The sequence below is a fragment of the Anaerobium acetethylicum genome, assembly GCF_900096945.1.
Lineage (GTDB): Bacteria > Bacillota > Clostridia > Lachnospirales > Lachnospiraceae > Anaerobium > Anaerobium acetethylicum.
In genome coordinates, this window is sequence record NZ_FMKA01000002.1 from 75,943 (window position 1) to 100,418 (window position 24,476).

19 protein-coding genes and 1 pseudogene are annotated in these 24,476 nt (G+C 44.9%); 18 read left to right on the top strand and 2 right to left on the bottom strand.

The annotated features are described in order from the left end of the window. Positions 1–66: 66 nt before the first annotated feature. The 9 genes and pseudogenes from asnS to uvsE all read left to right on the top strand — a co-directional run bounded on the left by asnS (position 67) and on the right by uvsE (position 13,328). Positions 67–1,458 carry an asparagine--tRNA ligase gene (gene asnS / locus BJR36_RS03350; RefSeq protein WP_091230113.1) on the top strand — a complete coding sequence of 464 codons (1,392 nt, stop codon included), beginning with the start codon at positions 67–69 and terminating at the stop codon, positions 1,456–1,458. A gap of 560 nt (positions 1,459–2,018) precedes the next feature. Next, entirely contained in the window at positions 2,019–3,029 is a 1,011-nt protein-coding gene (asnA, locus tag BJR36_RS03355) for an aspartate--ammonia ligase (protein ID WP_091230115.1), read from the top strand. Between the two features lie 267 nt (positions 3,030–3,296). Further along, positions 3,297–5,225 (top strand): HIRAN domain-containing protein, encoded by a 1,929-nt coding sequence (locus tag BJR36_RS03360; RefSeq protein ID WP_091230118.1) that lies wholly within the window; start codon positions 3,297–3,299, stop codon positions 5,223–5,225. A gap of 132 nt (positions 5,226–5,357) precedes the next feature. Then, positions 5,358–6,080 carry an AzlC family ABC transporter permease gene (locus BJR36_RS03365; RefSeq protein WP_091230121.1) on the top strand — a complete coding sequence of 241 codons (723 nt, stop codon included), beginning with the start codon at positions 5,358–5,360 and terminating at the stop codon, positions 6,078–6,080. A gap of 24 nt (positions 6,081–6,104) precedes the next feature. Next, a complete protein-coding gene (locus tag BJR36_RS03370) occupies positions 6,105–6,416 on the top strand; it encodes an AzlD domain-containing protein (protein WP_169823579.1) in 312 nt (103 codons plus the stop codon). 16 nt (positions 6,417–6,432) lie between these two features. Next, positions 6,433–6,756 (top strand): annotated as a pseudogene (locus BJR36_RS21105) (IS1595 family transposase); the annotation flags it as partial. Positions 6,757–6,828: 72 nt separating this feature from the next. Next, positions 6,829–7,374, top strand: coding sequence for a methylated-DNA--[protein]-cysteine S-methyltransferase (locus tag BJR36_RS03380; RefSeq protein WP_091230551.1), 546 nt, complete (start codon positions 6,829–6,831; stop codon positions 7,372–7,374). A gap of 271 nt (positions 7,375–7,645) precedes the next feature. Continuing rightward, on the top strand, positions 7,646–12,070 hold the full coding sequence (locus tag BJR36_RS03385) for a PAS domain S-box protein (protein ID WP_091230128.1): 4,425 nt from the start codon (positions 7,646–7,648) through the stop codon (positions 12,068–12,070). A gap of 4 nt (positions 12,071–12,074) precedes the next feature. Beyond that, positions 12,075–13,328, top strand: coding sequence for a UV DNA damage repair endonuclease UvsE (uvsE, locus tag BJR36_RS03390; RefSeq protein ID WP_091230130.1), 1,254 nt, complete (start codon positions 12,075–12,077; stop codon positions 13,326–13,328). 92 nt (positions 13,329–13,420) lie between these two features. Here uvsE and BJR36_RS03395 read toward each other — a convergent pair whose 3' ends face one another. Next, positions 13,421–14,755, bottom strand: a complete 1,335-nt coding sequence (locus BJR36_RS03395; protein WP_091230133.1) for an MFS transporter — start codon at positions 14,753–14,755, stop codon at positions 13,421–13,423. Between the two features lie 786 nt (positions 14,756–15,541). Between BJR36_RS03395 and panB the strand changes: the two genes are divergently transcribed. The 6 genes from panB (at position 15,542) to BJR36_RS03430 (ending at position 20,979) form a co-directional block, all read left to right on the top strand. Next, positions 15,542–16,369, top strand: a complete 828-nt coding sequence (gene panB / locus BJR36_RS03405; protein ID WP_091230139.1) for a 3-methyl-2-oxobutanoate hydroxymethyltransferase — start codon at positions 15,542–15,544, stop codon at positions 16,367–16,369. A gap of 24 nt (positions 16,370–16,393) precedes the next feature. Next, positions 16,394–17,236 (top strand): pantoate--beta-alanine ligase, encoded by an 843-nt coding sequence (gene panC / locus BJR36_RS03410; RefSeq protein WP_091230144.1) that lies wholly within the window; start codon positions 16,394–16,396, stop codon positions 17,234–17,236. Positions 17,237–17,450: 214 nt separating this feature from the next. Next, on the top strand, positions 17,451–17,846 hold the full coding sequence (panD, locus tag BJR36_RS03415) for an aspartate 1-decarboxylase (protein ID WP_091230147.1): 396 nt from the start codon (positions 17,451–17,453) through the stop codon (positions 17,844–17,846). Between the two features lie 20 nt (positions 17,847–17,866). After that, positions 17,867–19,051 carry a bifunctional phosphopantothenoylcysteine decarboxylase/phosphopantothenate--cysteine ligase CoaBC gene (gene coaBC / locus BJR36_RS03420; protein ID WP_091230150.1) on the top strand — a complete coding sequence of 395 codons (1,185 nt, stop codon included), beginning with the start codon at positions 17,867–17,869 and terminating at the stop codon, positions 19,049–19,051. Positions 19,052–19,318: 267 nt separating this feature from the next. Continuing rightward, a complete protein-coding gene (locus BJR36_RS03425) occupies positions 19,319–19,990 on the top strand; it encodes a hypothetical protein (protein ID WP_091230153.1) in 672 nt (223 codons plus the stop codon). A gap of 2 nt (positions 19,991–19,992) precedes the next feature. Then, the gene (locus tag BJR36_RS03430; protein ID WP_091230157.1) at positions 19,993–20,979 is read left to right on the top strand and encodes a CPBP family intramembrane glutamic endopeptidase; all 987 of its coding nucleotides are present in this window, start codon (positions 19,993–19,995) and stop codon (positions 20,977–20,979) included. A 70-nt stretch (positions 20,980–21,049) separates the two neighbouring features. Here the strand turns inward: BJR36_RS03430 and BJR36_RS03435 are convergent, their stop codons facing one another. Then, a complete protein-coding gene (locus BJR36_RS03435) occupies positions 21,050–21,229 on the bottom strand; it encodes a hypothetical protein (protein ID WP_091230160.1) in 180 nt (59 codons plus the stop codon). Between the two features lie 336 nt (positions 21,230–21,565). Here BJR36_RS03435 and BJR36_RS03440 point away from each other — a divergent pair, with 336 nt between their 5' ends. The 3 genes from BJR36_RS03440 to BJR36_RS03450 all read left to right on the top strand — a co-directional run bounded on the left by BJR36_RS03440 (position 21,566) and on the right by BJR36_RS03450 (position 24,475). Next, the gene (locus tag BJR36_RS03440) at positions 21,566–23,131 is read left to right on the top strand and encodes an ATP-binding protein (RefSeq protein ID WP_091230163.1); all 1,566 of its coding nucleotides are present in this window, start codon (positions 21,566–21,568) and stop codon (positions 23,129–23,131) included. Continuing rightward, positions 23,128–23,826: a response regulator gene (locus BJR36_RS03445; RefSeq protein WP_334292922.1), complete on the top strand. Its 699-nt coding sequence runs from the start codon at positions 23,128–23,130 to the stop codon at positions 23,824–23,826. The genes BJR36_RS03440 and BJR36_RS03445 overlap by 4 nt, the downstream gene beginning before the upstream one ends. Positions 23,827–24,145: 319 nt before the next feature. Continuing rightward, positions 24,146–24,475: a hypothetical protein gene (locus tag BJR36_RS03450; protein WP_091230168.1), complete on the top strand. Its 330-nt coding sequence runs from the start codon at positions 24,146–24,148 to the stop codon at positions 24,473–24,475. The last annotated feature ends 1 nt before the right edge of the window (position 24,476 follow it).

Below are 24,476 nucleotides of genomic sequence, written 5' to 3' on the forward strand. Positions count from 1 at the left end.
CTGGTTTCGGAGCCGGGAGTACAAATAAGGGCATACATATGAATAATCAACAAAGGAGAGATACAAATGGAATTAGTCAGCATCAGGGATATGTATAGAAACAAAGAAAAATACATCGACACGACACTGGAAATCGGTGGTTGGGTAAGAAGCATCAGGGCTTCTAAGAACTTCGGATTCATAGTCGTGAACGATGGTACATTTTTCGAACCGCTTCAGGTTGTTTATCATGACGAAATGGATAACTTCGCTGAAGTTTCAAAATTAAATGTAGGCGCTGCCATTATCGTAAAGGGCAAACTAGTTGCGACGCCGGATGCAAAGCAGCCTTTCGAGATCCAGGCAGAAGAAGTGTATATCGAAGGACCATCCTCATCAGATTACCCGCTTCAGAAAAAGAGACACAGCTTCGAATACCTGAGGACAATTGCACATTTAAGGCCCAGGACAAACACTTTCCAGGCAGTATTCAGGGTTCGTTCACTGATTGCTTACGCAATCCACAAATTCTTCCAGGAAAGAGATTTCGTATATGTACACACTCCAATCATCACAGGAAGCGATGCCGAAGGAGCGGGCGAAATGTTCCGTGTTACGACGCTTGATATGGACAACCTTCCGAAAAACGAAGATGGAACAGTGAATTATGAAGAAGACTTCTTCAACAAGGAAACAAGCCTTACGGTAAGCGGTCAGCTGAACGGTGAAACTTACGCAATGGCATTCAAGAACATCTATACGTTCGGACCTACTTTCAGAGCTGAAAATTCCAATACGACAAGACATGCAGCTGAATTCTGGATGATTGAGCCGGAAATTGCATTTGCGGACCTGAAGGATGACATGATACTTGCAGAAAGCATGATTAAATATATCATCCGCTATGTGATGGAAAATGCCCCTGAAGAAATGGCTTTCTTCAACCAGTTCGTTGACAAAGGCCTTATTGAAAGACTGACAAGTGTTGCCAACTCGGATTTCGGCCATGTAACCTATACAGAAGCCATTGAAATCCTTGAAAAGCACAATGATAAATTCGACTACAAGGTTTCCTGGGGATGCGATCTGCAGACAGAACATGAAAGATATCTGACAGAACAGATATTCAAGTGTCCTGTATTTGTAACGGATTATCCGAAGGATATCAAAGCTTTCTACATGAAAATGAACGAAGACAATAAGACGGTTGCAGCAATGGACTGCCTGGTTCCTGGAATTGGTGAAATCATCGGAGGAAGCCAGAGGGAAGACGATTACGACAAGCTTGTTAAGAGAATGGAAGAAATGGGACTGAATGCAGAGGACTATGACTTCTACCTTGACCTTAGAAAATACGGTTCCACAAGACACGCAGGCTTCGGTCTTGGATTTGAACGCTGCGTCATGTATCTGACAGGAATGTCGAATATCCGTGACGTAATTCCGTTCCCACGTACAGTAAACAACTGCGAACTGTAATAGGTGGACAGAGGTTCTGAACAGTTATATAAAATTTAACCGGCAAAGGGGCCGACTGAAATGCAGACAGATGAATTCCATCATCCTGTGGATTTGGGTACGGATCTTTGCGCAAAGGACCAGTTCGGAAGCGGCTGGGAAAAAGGATTCCTATAACAGATCCGGGGTATGGATTTCTGGCTTGCGTTTGCAGTCGGAATTTCATCCCCGGATTTTTATCTCATTGGAAAGTTCGTCCTATGAGATAAAAACGCTCCGCATGGGATACGCCATGGTAGTTGAAGTGGTGAAGCCACTTTTTATATAGATTATGGCAGCTATGCAGGACTGCAAAGTTGCAAAATAACTTAAAAAAATGCAGATTTAGGGTTTACATTGATTTAAGAAAATGATAAATTTAGAAAAACTGTAGCTGTTCAGTCGTCCGGTGATTATGAAGGATGTAGTACTGAATAGTTAAAAAAACTAACTAACAGACAGTGAAATGAAAAATTGCGTTTCCGGCAGATGACTGCTGGACAGACGCAGATAACAAATCACAATCAGGAAAGGTGATTAGCATGCAGAACTTAATTATTCCTAAAGGATATACTTCTCCTTTAAACATTAAAGAGACAGAAGTCGCAATTAAAGACGTGAAAGATTTTTTTGAAAGAGAATTGGCAAAACAGCTGAATCTGACAAGGGTATCAGCTCCTTTATTCGTAAAACCGGAATCAGGCTTAAACGATAACCTCAACGGTTTTGAACGTCCGGTAAGCTTTGGAATCAGGGAACAGGATGATGCTGAAGCGGAAATCGTGCATTCACTTGCAAAATGGAAACGTCTTGCCCTTAAGAGATATGAATTCAACCAGGGTGAAGGCCTTTACACAGACATGAACGCAATTCGCCGCGATGAGGATACCGACAACATCCATTCTATTTTTGTTGATCAGTGGGATTGGGAAAAAATCATTGATAAGGCAGAAAGAAATTTCGATACTTTAAAAGCTACAGTAAAATCCGTTTATGAAGCTTTAAAGAATACGGAAACTTTCATTTCCGGAAAATACAAATATGTGGAAAAATTCCTTCCGGAAGACATCTTCTTCCTTACTTCACAGGAACTTGAGGATATGTATCCCCACATGACGCCGAAGGAAAGAGAATACGAAATCGTGAAATTAAAAGGTGCAGTATTTATCATGCAGATCGGTGGAGAACTCAATTCAGGCGAAAAGCATGACGGAAGAGCTCCGGATTATGATGACTGGAACTTGAACGGAGATATCGTGATCTACTATCCTGTACTTGATATTGCCCTGGAATTGTCCTCAATGGGAATCAGGGTAGATGAGGAAGCGCTCGCAAAACAGCTTGAAATTGCAGGATGCCCTGAAAGAGCGGAACTTCCATTCCAGAAGGCGCTCCTGAATGGAGAACTCCCATATACGATCGGCGGAGGAATCGGTCAGTCAAGAATCTGTATGTTCTTCTTAAGAAAAGCCCACATCGGTGAAGTACAGTCTTCACTCTGGCCAGAAGCTATTATTGACGAAGCAAAGGAAAATGGAATACATCTTTTATAAAGGAATCAGAAAAAGCGGATTGTGAATATACGCTTTGACTTGCATGAGAGCGGCAGGCTCCGGGAGACCCGGAGCCTGCCGCTCTCATGCATTTACAGGAAAGACTGTCCAGTAAGATGCAGCTGCTTTCTTTTAAGAAACTCTTTATTCGTTCCGAAGAGATAAAAAGGTTGATTATTTTACGGATTTAATGGATAATTAATAGATAATTACAAGACAATAACGGAATTGCAAGGGATTTGCATACACAATTGCGGAGGTGATCAGATGAGTGAAGAGGATAATAAAAGTTTGGAAAGCAGCATCTATCAGTTTATACTCCGGAACTATGTGAAGACGCCGATACTCCCATATACATTCCAGAATCTTGAGATTTCAGGAAGACGGGATATCCGGTTCGTACTCTGGGAAGATAATCTGGGATTTGCATTTAAGGAAAAGCTGGCCCTGGAGATGACAGAAATCATAAGGGAGTGCGTGGCAGAAAAGCGGGCTGTAGGAAGACTGCGCAGGATGCTGCTGGAATGTCCAATCTATCTTTACATGGTAAGACTGGCGGCACGTCTGAAACTTCTTTTGGAGGAAGGATGCATTGACAGGAATGGCTTATATTCTTTTGGCATCATGCTTGCTACGGAGAGCCGGGAGGTTGAGGAAGTAAAGATTGGGATTCTGATCCTTGGCATGTATGAGAACGACATTACCAGGAAGATCATTGAAATACTGGGGAGACACAGTTCTTTTACCCTCTATGCCCTTGAATCTTCCAAGAATTTTAAAAACTGGAACAGCTTCATCTTCGGCATCGCCCAAACGACGGAAGGGTATGGGAAGCTGGCGGCCATTTATCTCCTGAATCCTGTTCTCAAAGAACAGAAGGAGTGGATGCTCCGTCAGGGCCCTGTGAATACCGTAGAGCCTGGGATGGCGGCGATGCTCTGTCTGGAAAAGGCGGATATGCTTGCGGAATACGATAAGTCTAGGATTTTCCAGGGGAATTTCAAGGAATATTCCTATCTGCTTGCATATTCTGCAGAAAAGAATGATATCAGAAAATTCAGCAGGAGCCTTGTCATTTTGGAGAAATATATAGAAGCAATGCCGAAGTCAGCAGGAGCGTTTATTGATGTGGCAGCTGCGGCCATGATTGTAAAAAATATGAAGTCCGTTCTGAATGAAGAGGAACAAGATCCGGTTAAAGAACAAGGATGGACCAGGCAGATAGAAAGTGAAATCAAAACCGAATGCAGCCGAATGCTGAAGCAGCCGAAGTGGCTTCCTGTGGTTTTTTCAGAAATGGGGGCGCCGCATCACACAACAAGCCTGATCATCAATACGCTGAGGAAGCTGGATATAACACCTGGATTCGAGGAATTCATTCCTCTGATACAGAGGGACCTGTTTGATATGGATCTTCTGGAATTCATGATGGCGGAGCATGCTGAGATATATGTCAGCCAGGTGTATGACTACCTGCTCAAAGTGCTGCCACTGAAGGTGTTTGAAGATGAGCTGCTGAACATAAGGGAGGATGAGTTTACCTGGGAATACCGGCCGGATTTCTGGCTCATGTACCTGATTAGGGAGATGGGAAAAGAAAGATTCCTGGAAGAGGATTTTTACGTCCAGTGCCTGGGTGCACGTTTTCCGGGAGTACGTATGGAAGCGATAAAAGCGCTTCTTGGAATCCAGTCTGAATGGAGCGCTGATGTTCCGGATAAACTCAGGCAGGCTTATGGGAGAGAACCCGTGGCAGGGATTGCGAAAAGACTGCTGAGGCTGATTGGAAGCGGGGATTCACAGGAGGAAAAGGAGAAGCGGTATATAGACGTTTCTAAAGAGCGATGCAGGGCATCCGCAGGTGATGTTCATCTCATGAATACCTTCATAGCCGGGACGGAAGCCTGTGATATACTGGTGATGAACAGTCATCTGGAGCATGGCGATGTCGTATGTCTGAAGAGGGAACCTGAGAATAAAACCAGCCCGGATACCATAATCGTGACGGCAGAGGATGGGTATGTATTGGGAGCGATTCCGGCATCAGACCGCATCATAGCTGCGGCGCTTATGGATAACGGGGAGAAGCTTTATGGAATTCTTACAAGCGGTACAGATATGCTACGGCCTGAAATCAAGATCATGATAAGCAGAAGAACGGAGGGAAAAGGAAAAATAATTCCGTTCTTCCAGTGAATTTATTGTCCAGCCTTTGAAATGGTGGTATAATTGGTTTGCATTTTGCATTTTGTGTGCATTGCGAATTGATGAACATGCAAGATGTGTTTATGAGGGATTTGTATAAAAAATAAGTTTTAGGGGAATAAAATGGGCAAGTATATTTCAAAACGTGAAAAATTTTTTTGGGGACTAAAAAAAGGCATGCCAATCGCCTTTGGATATATACCGGTCTCTTTTACATTCGGACTTATGGCTGTAAACGGAGGACTTCCGGTATGGCTGGCGATTTTCATATCGCTTTCGAATCTGACAAGTGCCGGACAGTTTGGAGGGACCAATCTGATCATTGCCGGAGCAGGATATCTGGAGATCGTGCTGACGGTTTTCGTAATCAATATCAGATATATGATGATGTCCCTCTCGCTGTCGCAGAAGGTGGAGCCGAACACCACGCTCCTGCAGAGGCTGATATTCGGATTTGGTATAACCGATGAAACCTTTGTAGTTGCATCCATGGAACCAGGTAAAGTGGGCTTTCATTACATGCTGGGGCTGATAACCGGTCCGATAGCAGGATGGACAGTGGGAACGGCAGCAGGAGCTGTTGTCAGCACCTTCCTGCCCGAGGCTCTCAGCAGCGCCATGGGAATTGCGCTTTATGCGATGTTTATTGCAATCATAGTGCCTCCTTCAAAGAAATCAATACCTGTGTTTATGATCGTGATCATCTCCATTGCAATCAATCTTATTTTGAAATACATTCCTCTATTTTCATTCATCTCAGATGGATTCAGGGTGATTGTTGCAACAATCCTGGGAGCAGGAATCGGTGCGGCACTCTGGCCCATTGAGGAAGCAGGAACGGATTAAGGGTTCGAAAGGATATTTTTTATAATGACAGATAAATTTGTGTTAAAAGCTTTTATTGCTGTGCTTCTGATGGCAGCAGTAACCTATGTGCCAAGGGTGCTGCCCCTTGCAGTATTCAGGAGAGAAATCAAATCAAAATATATAAAGACATTCCTGAAGTATATCCCGTATTCAGTCCTGGGGGCTCTTACATTTCCGGATATCATATATTCCACTGGCAATTTTAAAACAGCAGTATGCGGAACGGCAGCAGCCCTTTTTCTGGCATACAGGGAAAAGAGCCTGGTTGTAGTAGCCCTTGGGGCGATTGTGGTCGTTTTCCTGGCAGGGCTCTAGAATGAGGACGTCATACAAAACATTCTTTCGGCTCTCATTCAAAGGGAACCACAAGAAAAACCAAAGCTTTACGATGCCAAGAAAAGCAAAGCGCAGAGGAGAACACGAAAAACACAGGGGTATTTCAAAGGAACAGGTTTGTATTCCATGTGCAATCGACCGCAAAGGCCATTCTTTCGCAAAGATAGCAACTCTTGGACAAGTGAGAACTATCGATCGGCACCAGATCTACGATGACAGGATAAAAAAGATTCGATCATTTACACAGACTGAATGAACTTCTATGTAAGGTTTTTTAAGAAGAATGCCTGAGCTCATTCGGTTGAAATCCGGCAAGGAAAACTTTTGAACAATTTATCAGAAAAGTATACCTGTTTTTATGAGTGAAGAAAATTCAAAAGGACGTGGGAAGTTGAATTATATATTTTTTTATGAAACATGTTTAGGACGCATCGGAATCGGGGCGACGGAGCTGGAAGTCACGAATCTGTATCTTGGAACACAGGAATGCCGGGAAGTTGAAGAGCGGATTTCCGGGTGTCAGGGAACGGCAGGAGAAACTATGGCTGAAATCCGGGAAACGTGCCTGATCAAGGAGGCTTTCAGGCAGCTCAATGAATATCTGGAGGGAGAGCGGCGGACGTTCCAGCTCCCGCTTAATCCGGCGGGAACGGCATATCAGAGGAAGGTATGGGATATGCTGTTAAGAATCCCATACGGAAAGACTTCCAGCTATAAGGAGATTGCGGAAGCTGTTGGAAATGCAAAAGCGGCAAGGGCGGTTGGAATGGCAAATAACAGGAATCCCATCCCCATATTCATTCCCTGTCACAGGGTGATTGGTTCTGACGGAAGCATGAAGGGATATTATGGAGGCATTGATATGAAAAGGCGTCTCCTGGAAATCGAGGGCGCGGTTAAAGAACAGGAAATCAGAATAAAACAAAAAAACAGGTAAGCACCATGGCTTCTGGCTGTGGTGTTTTTCAATCACAGTGAAGTTTGTCCTGTGATATAAAAATACAATACGTGGGAAAAAAAGGAAATAAGTCACTTCTATAATTTTGAAGCGTGTTACTTTTTTGATTGTTTTTTGCAGAGAGAAACTGTATAATTAATTAAAATAAGAAGTAAGATTCTGTATCTGGCGGAATAGGGATTTGGCTGATGAGGGAAGACACAGGTTATACGGATAAGGCTTACTATGACCAGAATGAGGGGATGAAGTCATGAATAATATGAATGAGAGCAGCGGCGAACGGGATATTATGGAACGTTTTCTTTCTGCAAACCAGAATCTAACCATCATCGTCGATCAGCATACACGTTTTTTAAAAACCAACTGTGCCTGGGAGAAGACGCTGGGTTACTCAGAGGAGGAACTGCAGAGGAAGAACCTTTTCGGGCTTGTCCATCCACAGGAAACGGAGTCTTTTTATGAGGAGCTGAAATCCATTAAGGAGCAGCAGGCATTTGCCGGCATAACAAGACGATTCAGGCACAAAGACGGAACGTACAGATCCATAGAAATCTGGGGCTATTTTAAAGATGAGTGCTATTACATGGTAGCAAAGGATGTATCTGACATTGTAAAAATGCAGAAGGCAATGGAGGAAAGCGAAAAGAACTTCCATACATTTTTTGAAACCATAGATGATATGGTATTTGTTGCCGATAAAAGCGGAGAGATTTTATATGTCAACCAGACAGCGGTGGAAAAGCTGGGCTATGCAAGGGACGCCCTGATTGGAATGAAGATTATCGATATTCATCCTGAAGTCTACCGCGAGGAAGCATCAGCTATAATCCGTGATATGCTTGGAGGCATCAGAAATTACTGCCCGCTTCCGATCCAGAAGAAAAATGGGGAATTCCTGCCGGTGGAGACAAGGATTACGTTCGGCACCTGGAATGGGAAGAACTGTATATATGGCATATCAAAGGATCTTTCAAAACAGCAGGCAGCCCTTGATAAATTCCAGAAATTCTTCAATAACAATCCATCGCTCATGGCAGTTACCAGAATCAGCGATTACACCATAAGCGATGTGAATAAGGCTTTCCTTGAGAAACTGGGATTTGAAAAGGAAGAGGTCATTGGGAAAAAAGGAAGCGAGATCGGTATATTCGTACCAGCGGGAAATACAGATGATCTGGTACGAGAACTTGCTGAAACCGGTATGATCGAATCAGTCGAGCTGGATATGAAAAACCGTGACGGGGAAATCCTTCACGGCGTATTTTCCTGTACAAGAATCGATAACCAGGGAGAAGTCAGCTACCTGTCAGTATTCACGGATATTACCGAGCAGAAGGACATGGAAATGAAGCTGCATGCGGCACGGGAAAATATGCAGGTCATACTGGACAACCTTCCCGCAATGGCATGGATGAAGGATGAAGAAGGACGTTTTATAGATGTAAACAAGGAGTTTGTGAGATATAGCGGAAGAGAGCTGCATGAAATTATCGGCCATACGGATTTTGATGTATGGGAGGAAGAGCTGGCAAGACACTGCTCGGAAGAAGATCAGAAAGTCATGGAGTCCAGGGAAAAACAGACCAGGGTTTTTAAGTGTTGCAAGGATGGCAATGTCAAATGGTTTGAAACCCATAAGAGCCCGATCTTTGGAAGAGTACGGAAAGTAATCGGACTTACCGGAATCATACAGGATGTCACTGATCGAAAAGAAATGGAAATAAACCTGGAAATGGAAAAACGTTTCACCGATCAGATGCTGAATGCGATTCCGGATATCCTTTTCTATAAGGATGTAAAGGGACGGTACATCGGTTTCAACAAGGCCTTTGAAGACCAGTTTCCCAATCAGACAAGAGAAGAAATCATGGGAAAAACCGACAGGGAGCTCATGTGGGATCCGGAAGATGCCGAATACTTTGTCAAAACTGACAAGGCAGTTCTGGAGCAGGGAAAGCAGATGTCTGTAGAGGATATGGTAACAAAGGTAAACGGCGAGGCGAGAATTATCGAAACCAAAAAGGTGCCCTTTTATAACAATGATGGACAGATCGGTGGAATTCTCGGTGTTGCCAGGGATATAACCACGCATAAGGCAATGAAGGAAGAACTGCGGGAAAGCGAAGAGCGGTTCAGGCAGCTTTTTGAAAATATGACAAATGGATTTTCCCTGAATGAAGTGGTTTATGATCAGGAAGGGAAGCCATGCGACTGCAGGTATCTGCTTGTGAACAGAGCATACGAAAAGGCGACGGGGAGAGCTGGGAGCAGCATTGTTGGAAAAACATATTCTGAAGTGATGGAAGGAATTGACGAGAAGCGTATCCTGGATTACTGCAGGGTCGCCATTTCAGGAAAGCCGATGACTCTGGAACGAAGTGTATCCGGAGAGGACAAGATTATAAGCGAGTTCGTCTACAGCCCTCGCAAGGACCAGTTCGCGATAATCTATGAGGATATAACGGAAAGGAAAAAATTAGATGAAGCGCTGATTGAAGCCAAACAGAATGCAGAACAGGCAAATAAGGCGAAGGATCGTTTCCTTGCGACGATGTCCCATGAAATACGGACCCCAATGAACGGGATATTGGGATTTCTGCAGCTGCTGGAGAAAACGGAGCTGACCCGGGAACAGAGGGGATATGTAGATAACATGAAAACTTCCTCAAATCTGCTGCACAGCGTAATCGATGACATCCTGGATTTTTCGAAAATGGAAGCCAGAGGCGTCGAACTGGAGAATATCCCTTTTAATCTGCATGATGTGGCGGAGGATGCAGTAATTCCCTTTGCTGCCGCAGCATTCAATAAAGAGATCGATATTAATCTCTATATTGAACCGGGCACTCCGGAACATGTTACCGGCGATCCGACGAGGCTGAAGCAGGTGGTTGCAAATCTCATGAACAATGCAGTCAAGTTCACTGATTCGGGAAGCGTTTCGGTGACCATATCCAAAGGGGCTGAAACAGAAGAACGCTATGAGATTCTCTTTAAGGTGGAGGATACAGGGATAGGGATTCCAAGTGAAGTGATTCCGAAACTATTCAAGCCATTCAATCAGGCTGACAGTTCGACGATCAGGCGGTTCGGCGGAACCGGACTGGGGCTTTCGATTTCGAAGACCCTTGTTGAAGCCATGGGCGGAACGATAAGTGTCGATAGCGTTCCGAATAAGGGAAGTATCTTCAGTTTCACGGTCAGGCTTGGCAGGAGGGTTGGAAATCTGCCAGTCAGTCTGCAGGATATGGATGAATATAAGGTACTGAAGGACAAGAAGGTGATGCTTGTCGGCGGAAATATCCGCAGCCGTGGCATCCTTGCTTCCTATCTGAGAGAGATAGGCATGGGGGTGATCGAACTATCAGAGGGATCTGAGGCCATAGCAGAACTGATGCAGAGCTGGAAAGGCAGAGTCCATGCAGTGGTTATGTCAGACAGGATTCAGGATATGGATACAGAAGACCTTTCTGTAGCCCTGAAATCCATTTCCATGACAAAGGACATTCCCCAGATTATAGTAGCGTCGAAGATGTCAAATGCAGACGGAGCAGGGACAGCAGCCAGAACCACACTGCCGAAACCCTTCAGAAAGCGGGAGCTCCTTTCTGTGATGGCGGAAGAAATAGAGAAGTCCATAAACAGAAAGGCAGAAACAGAGACAGGGGAGTCCAGGGAGGAAACAAGCAGAAAAGAGTCTGAAAAGTCAATATATTCAGAAAAGCCAGGAATCCAGGAGGGTGGAGACCGCAGCCAGAGAAAACAGCGGATTCTGGTGGTCGATGATGTTCTGGTAAATATCCAGCTGCTGATAGCTGCCCTGGAAAAGGACTATGATATCATTCCTGCGGCGAATGGAAAAGAAGCGATTCGAATCGCGCATTCTGAAAACAAGCCGGATCTCATATTGCTGGATGTCATGATGCCGGAAATGAACGGATATGAAGTTTGCCAGCGCCTGTCAGAAGATTCTGAAACAAAGGACATCCCTGTCATTTTCCTCACAGCCATGAGAGAAGTTGAAGATGAGGAATACGGCCTTAAGCTGGGAGCGGTGGATTATATCACCAAACCGTTCAGTATACCAATTGTGAAACTGAAGGTGAAGAATCAGCTTGCGATCAAGAAGTATGAAAATCAGCTGAAGGAAAATTCACGGACGGATCCGCTGACGGGAATAGCCAACAGAAGGAGGTTCGATGAAACCTTCGAGGTGGAATTAAGGCGTGCAAGGAGAATGGGAACATGCTTTTCCGTACTGATTGCGGACATCGATCATTTCAAGAACTACAATGATGCTTATGGGCATCTGGCTGGCGATGATTGCCTCTGCCTGGTGGCCGGCATTATCAGAGACTCTCTTAGAAGACCGGCCGATCTGGCGGCAAGATGGGGGGGCGAAGAATTCGTCTGCCTGCTCCCCGATACCGACAGGAAAGGGGCCGCGGTCATTGGAGAAATGATACGGCAGGCGGTGATGGATCTTGCAATTCCCCATAAAGATTCAAAAGTGGCAGAGGTAGTGACGGTTTCCATCGGGTCTGTGACGTCTGATCCGAAAGAAGAAAGCGACTATGAAAAGCTTATGGAAAGGGCTGACCAGGCATTGTATGCAGCAAAGGGATCAGGAAGAAACAGGGTCTGCAGCTGGGATCAGGTGAAGGACGGGAGGTAAAAGTATGAGTATAGGCTATGCCTGCCTGGCGGTTGGCGTCCCAAATACCGGGATGAAGGGATGCATCATGAAGAATGCAGATAACCGCCGGCTGATGGAACTTACAGGACAAAACCTGAAATCACTGAATACACTGACAGAGTACAACATCAAAAATGGAATCAGGCTTTTCAGAATCAGTTCAGACCTGATTCCCTTCGGTTCAAACCCCGTAAACAGGACACGGTGGCGGGAGGAATATGCAGAGGAGTTTGCGGGAATCGGCATGAAAATACGGCAAAGCGGAATGCGGGTATCCATGCATCCCGGCCAGTACACAGTACTGAATTCGCCTGATGAAGGAGTCGTTTTGCGGGCTGTCGAAGATCTTGCCTATCATGCAGCTGTTCTGGATGCGCTGGAGCTTGGACCGGAGCATAAGATTATCCTTCATATCGGCGGCGTTTATGGAGACAAGGAGGAGGCTTCCAGGCGGTTTGTCAGGAATTACAGACTCCTGCCGGAAAACGTAAAAAGCCGGCTTGTCATAGAGAATGATGACAGAAGCTTTCGGATTGGAGATGTGCTGGAAATAGGAAATATCCTGGAAATCCCGGTCATCTTCGATAACCTGCATAATCAGATTAATGCCTGTGAAGATCCTAAGAGCGAGGAATACTGGATCCGGGAATGTCGCAAGACCTGGAAGGTAAGGGACGGAAAGCAGAAGATCCATTATTCACAGCAGAATCGGGGAAAAAATCCGGGAGCACATTCAGATACCATTGGAATCGCTGAATTTATGGATTTCTATAACCGCCTTGAAGACAAAACTATTGATATCATGCTGGAGGTGAAAGATAAAAACCTCTCTGCTGTCAAATGCATAAACTGCACCATGGAGAAGACAGACAGGGGACGTCTGGAAGCCGAGTGGAGCAGATATAAATACCTGGTTCTTGAAAAAGCCCAGGAAGATTATCTTGCAATACGCCGGCTGTTCAGGGACAGTAAAAGCCCAATAGCAGTTCCGTTCTATGAAATCGTAGAACGGGCGGCTCTCCGGGAAGAAGATGTTGGAAACTTCATCAATGCAGCCCAGCACGTCTGGGGATATTTCAAGGATGTGGCTTCGGAAAGAGAAAAGAGCAGATTTACCGAAGAACTTGCTAAATATGAAGCAGGAGAGATAAGCGGCAGGAGAATCAAGGCCGGATTGTGGAAGCTGGCGGTAAAGTATCAGCGCAGCTATCTGCTGGAGTCCTATTATTTTCTGTGACTCTGGATGTCGCAGTACATAAATCCGAAAAGAAGCGAATCAGGGGAGCCTGGACTGAAAACAATCAATCAGTCCAGGCTCCCGGTTTTTATTTATTCAAGAGATTTCCCCATAGTCTCCCTGCCGAAAATTCCGGTAACCAGGGACACGAGTGCAAATACTGCGGTAAGCATAATGAATACATTCGTATACCCTTGATCGGTTCCCCAGAAGCTGTAGATGACGGGAACGATGAAAGGAGCCGTAAATGCACCGAGGCGTCCGAAGGCAGATGCCCACCCCATGCCGCTGGCCCTTGCAGCCGTCGGGTAGACTTCAGGTGTATATGCATAAACGCATCCCCAGGCACCGAGGCTGAAGAAATAAAGAAGGCATCCATACGCAAGAACCTGGGCGGTACTTCCGGCATGGCCAAAAAGCCAGGCGGCAACAGCGGTTCCCGCAAAATAAAGAGAAAGGACTTTTTTTCGGCCTACCTTTTCAATCAGATACGCTGCGCTGAAATAGCCCGGAAGCTGTGCAAAGCACATAATCAGGGTGAATTCAAAGCTTTTTACAAGATCGAATCCCCTGGCCACAAGCAGGGTAGGGGTCCACAGCACAAAGCCGTAATAGCCAAAATTGATGCCAAACCATATCACCCAGAGTACGAAAGTGCTTCGGATGTATGTTCCTGACCAAAGGTCTGCAAACGTAACCCGTGCGGCTCTTGGGGTTTCGCCGTTTTCCCTTTTTGGTCCTGGGAAGTCAGTCACCTTTGCGAGTCCTGCCTGGGTCTCCATAATTCTGACGAGTGCATCGGCCTCTTTTGCTTTACCGGCCATTTCCAGGTAACGCGGAGATTCCGGTACGGCTTTTCTCAAAACAGCAGCGAAGAGTGCAGGAAGGCCGCCTACTATGAAGGCAATCTGCCATCCGTAAGCCGGTATAAGGAGATAAGCCACCAGTGAGGCGGCAATCCATCCCCAGGCCCAGAAGCTCTCCAGCAGGATGACATTCCGTCCTCTGGTCTTTGCGGGGGAAAATTCGCTGACAAGGGTCGCTGCTGCCGGAAGCTCGCCTCCAAGGCCAAAGCCTGTAAAGAATCTCAATACCAGGAGCACGGGATAGTTTGGCGCAAATCCTGAAATCATGCTCGATATGCCATAGATGATAAGCGTGATCATGACCACGGTCCTGCGGCCCCATCTGTCAGCAACCATTCCCGAAAGGCCTGCACCAAGTGCCATGCCAAGCATTCCAATGCTTCCCAGCAGACCGAGCTGGCTTGTTGTCAGTGCCCAGTCCTTTCCAATAGCGGCCATAACGCCTGAAACCATCCCCTGATCCATGGCATCAAACATCCAGCCTATGCCAGTCAGGAAGAGGACTTTTTTCAGCATTGGAGTGGTGGGCAGGCGGTCAATTCTTGAAGATATATCGGACATAAAGCCCCTCCTTTTCAAAAATGTTATATGCAGTCGCAGGCAATTGCAGCATGAAATGTGAGAATGCATACAAAGCAATGCCTCTGAATAGCTACTACTATCATACCCACACGGAAAGTAATTTACAAGAATTAATTTTTGGTCCCATAGGAGTGATGGGTCAAAAGCCCGTTTATATAATAGTAGTCGTCAATTTGCACGGGTTTCGGGAATTAGGACGTGATGCAAAACATGTTGATTCGCAGCGCGCTCTCGCTTAGATGAAGACGTAGTGGTACGTAAGGCCGCAAAGTACGCGGTCTAAGTACCAACGTCTTCATAAAGCTGCTCGTCAATTCATGTTTTGCGGGTCCCAAAGTCCTGCTTTTCATGCAAGCATGAAATACATGACCTTTTGGCCCTGGTATCATTTAGTAGGAAAGAGCGGCCTATGAGATAAAAACACCACATCCATGAGTTGGAGCAGTTGACATAATTGTATCAATAAAAAAAATTTACAGAAATAAAAATTAGTGATATATTAAATTATGGATGGTATTCTGAGTAAGAAACTGTACCTTTATAAGAAAATTTCACGGCGCAGATTATGTGCCTTACATAAACAATCATGGCGGATACATGCGATCCGGCGGACTAATAATTTTCCTAGGACAGGCTAGCATTCTAACTGGCTATATTCAATCATCCATCCTTTTCCGGTTCATGCCGGATTCGAAAAAGGATTTTCTCAGATAATGTAAAACTGAATAATTACGGCTATATCTATTAGCCAGAAGAGGAGCTAAAATGAGAAATACGGTTACCACTTTTCAAGACCAGAAGGCCAGAGGGGATAAAATCACCATGCTGACTGCTTATGATTATTCGACTGCGAAACTCATGGATGAGGCAGGAATCAATTCAATTTTGGTTGGAGATTCCTTAGGGATGGTAATGCTGGGGTATAAGGATACCCTGTCAGTAACGATGGAGGATATGATCCATCATACGAAAGCAGTCGCAAGAGGCTGTGAGAATGCAATGGTAGTGGCTGACATGCCATTCATGTCTTATCAGACATCGGTATATGATGCCGTGCTCAATGCAGGACGCCTTGTGAAGGAAGGCGGCGCAAATGCAGTAAAACTTGAGGGCGGAGCTAAAATTGCCGCACAGATCAGAGCAATCGTGGATGCCTCGATTCCTGTAGTCGCCCATCTGGGACTTACGCCCCAGTCGGTAAATGCCTTCGGCGGCTTCAAGGTGCAGGCAAGAAATGAAGATGCAGCACGCCAGCTAATAGCGGATGCGAAGGCTGTTCAGGAAGCAGGGGCTTTTGCGGTAGTGCTGGAGTGCATCCCGGCGGCCCTGGCAGCGATTATAACAAAACAGCTTGATATCCCCACAATTGGAATTGGGGCCGGTGCTGGCTGCGATGGCCAGGTTCTTGTTTATCAGGACATGCTGGGACTTTTTTCCGATATGACGCCGAAATTCGTAAAGAAATTTGCAGATGCCGGAACCGTCATGAAAGAGGGATTCGCAAAATATATTGAGGAAACCAAGTCAGGTGTCTTCCCTGCGGAAGAACACTGCTTTAAAATATCCGATGAAGTGCTGAACAAGCTCTATTAATCAGGGAATATAAGAGGTGCAGAGATGAAAATTGTAAAGACAAAAGAAGAAGTAAGGGCGGCCGTAAAGGAGTGGAAAGCCGAGGGTCTTACAGTAGGGTTCGTTCCTACAATGGGATATCTTCATGAAGGCCATGCCAGCCTTATGAAGCTTGCAGGAGAAAATGACAGGGTGGTTGTCAGCATTTTTGTAAACCCGATGCAGTTTGGACCGAATGAAGATCTCGCAAGCTATCCAAGGGATCTGGAACGTGACAGCAGCGTATGTGAGGAGCAGGGCGTTGACCTGATTTTCAATCCGGAACCGGAGGAAATGTATCCACAGGACTTCTCTTCCTTTGTGGATATGACAGGCCCGACGGAAGAACTTTGTGGATCGAGCAGGCCGGGACACTTCAAGGGAGTATGCACTGTCGTAAACAAGCTTTTCAATATCGTGAAACCTGACAAGGCTTATTTCGGACAGAAGGATGCCCAGCAGTTTGCTGTTATCAAAAGAATGGTAAGGGACCTGGATATGGATCTGGAAGTGGTTGCAGCCCCTATCATCAGAGAAGAAGACGGTCTTGCAAAAAGTTCAAGGAACAAATATCTGAACAAAGAGGAGAGGGAGGCTGCGCTTATTCTGAGCAGGAGCCTGCAGCTCGGAAGGGATATGCTTGAAGCCGGGGAGACTGACGTGGCAGCCATAGTAAAGGCAATCGAGGACAAGATCAAGACAGAGCCCCTTGCAAAAATCGATTATGTGAAGATCGTGGATGCATCTTCGATAAAGCCGGTTGAGACCGTAAAAGAGCAGGTTCTGGTTGCAATGGCCGTATACATCGGAAAGACAAGGCTCATAGATAACTTCATTTTTGAAAAATAAGGGTAACTGTTCAGACTCCCCGTCTCGCGAGGTGTTTTTATGCTGAATTTGCATAAAAACCCGAGACATGCCTGCGCCAAATTGCTGATTTTGCAATTTGTGTGCATCATCTGTGACTATGAAGGACGTAGTCCTGAATAGTTGCAAATAAGGAACGAATTCAGTCAGTCCGGCCGAACCGCCGGCGTAGGGAAAGAAGATAGAGGTATTTGTTATGCAGATTAGCATGTTAAAAGGAAAAATTCACAGAGCAACGGTAGTACAGGCAGAGCTGGACTATGTCGGAAGCATTACAGTGGACGAGGATCTTCTCGATGCAGCAGGAATCCTGGAATACGAAATGGTACATATTGTCGATGTAGATAACGGAAACCGTTTTACTACCTATACCATAGCCGGAGAACGGGGATCAGGCCTCATCTGCCTTAACGGGGCGGCAGCAAGGATGGTGCATGTGCATGATAAGGTCATCATCATGGCATATGCGGACATGACTCCTGAAGAGGCGAAGGAACACAAGCCTCATGCAGTATTCGTTGATGACAACAATAAGATAGTCAGAATCACGGACTATGAAAAACACGGCCTGCTCAGGGATATTGACAGGTAATTGATGGAAGAGGGGATGACATGTTAAAAGGAAAAACAGTGGTACTGGGCGTGACAGGAAGCATAGCTGCCTATAAGATTGCGAACCTTGCCAGCATGCTGGTCAAACAGGGGTGCGACGTCCATGTCATAATGACCGGAAATGCGGTGAATTTCATTAATCCAGTGACATTCGAAACACTTACGGGGAATAAATGCATGGTCGAGACATTCGACAGAAACTTCCAGTTCAATGTAGCCCATATCTCCCTTGCAAAAAGGGCTGACGTAATGATGGTGGCTCCGGCCTCAGCAAATATCATTGGCAAAATGGCCCATGGAATAGCAGACGATATGTTGAGCACAGTGGCTCTTGCCTGCAAGAAACCGATTATCGTGGCGCCTGCCATGAACACCCAGATGTTCGAAAATCCCATTGTCCAGGACAATATCAAGACCCTTAAAAAGTATGGGGTCAGAATAATCGAGCCGGCAGTAGGAAGACTTGCCTGCGGGGACAGCGGTGCAGGGAAAATGCCTGATGAGACCGTGCTAATGGATTATATTATGCGTGAGATAGCCTTTGAAAAGGATATGGAAGGCAAAAAAGTACTTGTCACTGCAGGGCCTACAAGGGAGGCTATAGATCCTGTAAGGTTCATATCCAATCATTCTACCGGAAAGATGGGTTATGCCCTTGCGAAGATAGCAATGCTCAGGGGAGCCCAGGTGACCCTGGTGACAGGACCTGTATCCATCAGCCCTCCTCCTTTCGTAAAAGTAGTGAACGTGGTAAGTGCAGAAGAGATGTACGATGCAGTTACGTCAGTGTTTGAAGAGCAGGACATCATCATAAAGGCGGCTGCAGTAGCTGATTACAGACCAGCAGAGGCAGCCACCGAAAAGGTCAAGAAAAAGGAAGGCGACGCATCAATCAGTCTGGTGCGTACAAAAGATATCCTGGCCTATATCGGCGAACACAAAAAGGAAGGCCAGTTCATATGCGGATTTTCAATGGAGACTGAGAACATGATAGAAAACTCCAGGGCCAAGCTAGTGAAAAAGAACCTGGACATGATAGCAGCAAACAACCTGAAAGAATCTGGTGCCGGTTTCGGAACTGACACCAATATCATTACGCTGATCACGAAAGAAAGTATGATCTCTCTCCCAATGATGAGTAAAGAAGAAGCAGCAGAAAAAATCCTGACGCAGATTATTCAATAATCCGCGTCAGGATTTTTTTGGTTTTGCTTTAAAAATAATCTGTGATATACTAAGCATAGAATAAACGTAACTATTCAGGACTACGTCCTTCATAGTCAAATATGATGACAGGGGTTCTGAACAGTTACGATTAAATCATGTTTTTTCATGCAGGCATGAAACGTATGATTTTCATGATCCTGGTATCATGATATGATGCCAATCTGCCGAAAGAATAGTATGGGAGTCGATTTTTTTACAATATTTAAGTGAGAGGGAGTGCTTTGCATGAATGCTGTAATTAAGAGGGACGAAATGATACAAACGCTGAAAGCGAAGCCAGATGTTCTTGATCTGGTTGATAAAATCATGGACAGGCCGAAGCTGATACCTGTTTTTTTCGATATCATCAGAAGTGAGAAAAGCAGCATCAAGTTTCTTTGTGAGAAGGTTCTCCGAAAGATCAGCGAGGACTATCCTGATATCCTGTATCCGTATTTTGAAGATATTGCAGGTTTGATAGACAGCGACAACAATTTCATAAAATGGGGCGGAATCATAACATTGTCGAATCTTGTGCTATCGGATAGCGAAAAGAAATTTCTGAAAGTTTATGACAAATATTTTTCGATGCTGGATTCGGAGACAATGATAACCGCTGCCAACGCGGCGGGCAATGCCTGGAAGATTGCTAAAAAGTATCCTGATCTTGAGCCTGATGTAACGAAGAGGCTGCTGGGCGTGTCGGAAAATACCTATTATAACAAGGGGGAACCGTCGCCGGAGTGTAAAAATATTCTTTATGGGGATATCATCGAATGTTTTGACAGATATTTCAAAAAATCATCCTGTCAGAAGGAAATCCTGGAATTCGTAGAACAGCAGAAAGATAATCCGCGGAATTCTGTTGCTAAAAAGGCAGAAGCCTTTTTGAAGAAACATAGGAAAGAGGAGGCGTGATCATGGATGAAAACAGAAATCCAGAAAACGATCCGGACCTGCAGGGCGTGAAGGAAATAGACATAGAGGAATTTGCGGAACTTGAGACAAGGAGAATCATCATATTTCTTGTACTGACGTTTGGCATAACCTATCTGTTTGAAATAGGGGTAATAAGGCCTCTTGTATACAGCGGCAATGTGACAATGAACGGGATAGGACAGGCTTCGATAGCGGCAATGATGTTCATTCCGTCAATAGGTGTTCTGCTGACAAGGTTTATTACCAAAGAAGGATTTAAAAATGTATGGATCAGGCCGGCACAGTTTAAGGGGAATATGAGATACTATCTGGCGGGCTGGTTCGGGCCTGTGGTTTTGACAATCATAGGCTCCTTATTCTACTTTCTGATATTTCCGGATAAGTTTGACGGCAACATGACCTTTTTTGCCGAAACGTACAAAGCGGCCGGTATAGAGATGTCTGTGGACCAGAGACGGATTACCATTGCTGTTCAGGTTTTGATCCTGATTTTTGCGGGGCCGATAATCAACGCGGCTACCTGCTTTGGAGAAGAATGGGGATGGCGGGGTTACCTCCTTCCCAAAATGAAGGAGAAGCTGCCGGTCATTCCGATGCTTCTGGTAAATGGAGTGATCTGGGGGCTTTGGCATGCTCCCCTTACGGTTATGGGACATAATTACGGTACCGAGTACTGGGGATATCCCATTACAGGGATTTTGGCCATGTGCTGCTTCTGCATTGTAATGGGCACTCTTTTTTCCTATATCACGCTTAAGGCCGGAAGCTGCATACCAGCCGTTATGGCCCATGCCAGCATAAATGGATTCGCGGCTATCGGGATTTATTTCACTGAAGCGGGAGGGAATCCTTTTATAGGGCCGGTCCCGACAGGAATAGCCGGAGGCGCGGCGTTTATTGCAGCGGCAGCGGTGATCATGGTGCTGATGGTGAAGGATGCAAGACAGGAAATGAGCGGAGAACTCTAAAAAGGGCGTGCAGCAAATAGCTTATATGCTATTATGCTGCACGCTTTTTTCACTTTTAGCGTTTGTGATTTCATCCAATGTCTTTGTGTGCCTGGTTATCATTTCTGTAGTTTGTTCCCACTTTGTATTTCTTTTCAGATTTAAAATCTTTTCCAAGTGACCGGTTTGTGTGTTCAACGGTATTAGGAACTTCTTCGGGATTCCCGTCCCACTGTTCGTCAATAGCGGCTTTCTTTTCTTTATCAGACATATATATTCCTCCTTTACAGAAAATCATATTTAGGATTAACAATGATACATCCATGCACGCCAGCGCTGTTTTTCAGTTGCTCAAAGTCGGTTTACAAACCCCGGCCATATTGTCGACTAATTACAACAAAACAACTCTTTTGTTTAATAATATACCAAACGCAGGCATATATCAAGACTATTTGGTGTATACATTGATTTGCAATAGCGGTTATGAAAAATCATGACAGTTGTATTTATGACGGAACGATAATGATTTATTATGTTGCTTTTTCGGCAAATTGAGATTAAAATCGAATTTGAAAGAAATGCAGGAAGAACAGGGAGTTGATCTGACATGTCAGAAGAGGATAATGATATAAAATTTTTCAAATTATCAAAAAGTAAGATGGGTGTGCAAAAGGGCGGTTTCTATAAGAAGATACTGATCATGGTACTGATCATGTTTGTATGCACAATGGTCTCGATGCTTTCATACTATATCGTAATGTTTGAATCCAATATCGTAATGATATATTTGCTTGGAATCCTTATGATCTCATATCTGGCGGAAAGCTATCTTTATAGTCTTTATGCCTCGGTTGTTGCGGTCCTTCTTTATAATTTCTTTTTCACGGAACCTTTCTATACGTTTAAAGTGAATGATCCGAACTACCTGCTTACATTTTTTGTAATGTTTATTGTCGGATTTATTACCAGCATGCTTACCATAAGGGTTAATCTGGAGAGGCAGCTTGTGGAGGACAGGGAGGAGTATATTTCCGCATTATATGACATCGAAAAAAAACTTCTCAATGTGAAAAGCAGGGAGGAACTCGCCAGTGTGTCTGCAGGGGAGATTGCCAGGTATTTCGGTGAGAATGTGGTTGTACGTTTCTTCGGATCAGAGGGTGAACAGATTCACAGCCATATAGAAGGAGCGGATGTATTTGGCAGCGCAGCTGATCATTCGGCATGCATGGAAGCCTATGAGTCAGGGAATCCCTGTGGGCGGGGAACGCCCCTTTTTTCAACGGCCAGAGCATATTACAGACCGATCTTCAACCAATACGGTGTGCAGGGCGTCATTGGGATTTCAGTGTCCAAAGGAAATGAACTTTTGCAGGCACAGTATAGCTTCATGGATGTGATTATTCCGCAGATTGCAGTAGTGCTTCAGCGTGAAAAAAATTATGAAAAACAGCAGAAAGCCCAGATGGAGATTCAGAAGGAACGCCTGCGTGCAGATATGCTGAGATCTGTCTCCCATGATTTTCGAACACCTCTGGCAGGAGTAATGGGTCTGTCAAGTACGGCCCTGGATAATTATGATAAAATGAGTGACGAAGTCAGAAAAAAATTTCTGCAAAGCATATATGAGGATGCAAACTGGCTGAATGAGATGGTGGAAAATATTCTTCAGACTACCCGTTTTGAGGAAGGAAGGGTCAACCTCAATATTGCAGAAGAGGCAGCAGAGGAGATTATAACTGAAGCGGTTACCCATGTAAAGAAACATGCGAATAAGCATAAGATTCTGGTGAAAATACCGGATGAGATAATTCTGATCAGGGCGGACGGGGTATTGATCAGGCAGGTAATCGTAAATCTGCTGAATAATGCAGTCAGCTATTCGCCGGAAGGGAGCGAGATCATAGTATTCCTGCACCGTGAAGGTGACAGGGCTGTATTTGAAGTTAAGGATAATGGTCCTGGCATTGCCAATGCGGAACTGTCCCATGTCTTTGAACGTTACTATCGCAGCGGCACCAGTGGAGCAGTTAAGAGCAAGGGGATGGGACTCGGTCTTTCCCTTTGCAAGTCCATTGTAGAAGCCCACAATGGGGAGATTACCGTTCGAAATAATGTTCCCCACGGCACTATTGTCAGTTTTTATTTGTTGTCAGACAAGGAGAGTATATGATGGAACCGCTTATTTTGGTTGTAGATGATGAAAAATCAATCCGGAGCTTTCTGAAAGTGTCAATAGAAACCCAGGGATATAAATGTATTGATACGGATAATGGTGCAAGTGCTCTTATGCTGGCTGTTTCCCATAATCCGGATATATTGGTTTTAGACCTTGGGCTGCCGGATATGGATGGAGTTGATGTAATAAAGAAGCTGCGTGAAATATCACAGATTCCGATTATCATAATTTCTGCCAGAGGTCATGAAAGGGAAAAGATAAAGGCTCTGGATGCAGGGGCAGATGATTATCTGACAAAGCCTTTCAGTGTACCGGAATTATTGGCACGAATACGTGTTATTCTCCGGCATAAAGCATTTGAAAAGTTTCCGAAAGAAATCGAAAGCGCTGTCTTTCAGGTAAAGGATCTCGTTATTGATATGGATAAACGCAGAGTATGGCTGGGCGAGGAAGAGATCCATCTGACACCGAATGAGTATAAGGTGCTGGTATTACTGGCTGAAAGTCATGGTAAAGTTCTAACCCATAAATATATAACGGAACATATATGGGGAGGAACAATATCAGATGATACAAGGTCACTGCGGGTATGTATGGGAAACCTGAGAAGAAAGCTTGGTGAGGACCCATCCCAGCCTGAGTATATCATTACCGAAATAGGTGTGGGATACAGGCTGATTGATGAATAAAAAAACGGCAGGCAATGTGAATATATTCACATTGCCTGCCGTTTTTTGAATTTATAGGAGTGGAATGTCAAAAGCCCATTTACAAAATAGTGTTCGTCAATTTGCACAAGTTTAAACAATTAGGACGTGATGCAAAACATGTTCATTCGCAGCGCGCTCTCGCTTAGATGAAGACGTAGTGGTACGTAGGGCCGCAGAATACGCGGCCCATGACGCGCAAGAAGAATATTTGCAGAAAAATTACGGGAACCGGCAGAATGCTTACACAAAACTTACACGGAAAGGTTTATTCTGATAGCAGTTAAAGGAGGTAACGAGTATGCAAAAAATCGATCATTCAGCAATAAACAACCCATACATCTGCATGGCAATCAATAAGCTTCATTGCAACGAAATCAATGAAGCCTATAAAATTATCATGGAGGCCTTACATGCAAATCCAAATGCGCCAGAGCCGCAGAACCTGTTAGGAATCTGGAATGAAATCAACGGGAATGACGACATGGCGAGGCGGCACTACAGAGCCGCATATGCCCTGGATCCCTCATATAGACCAGCCAGTAAAAACCTTGAAAGGCTGTGCATCTTTTTTGAGGATAAGAGAGACCCTGCGGACTTTGGCGATCATGAAGTCACGAAAAAAAGATAAG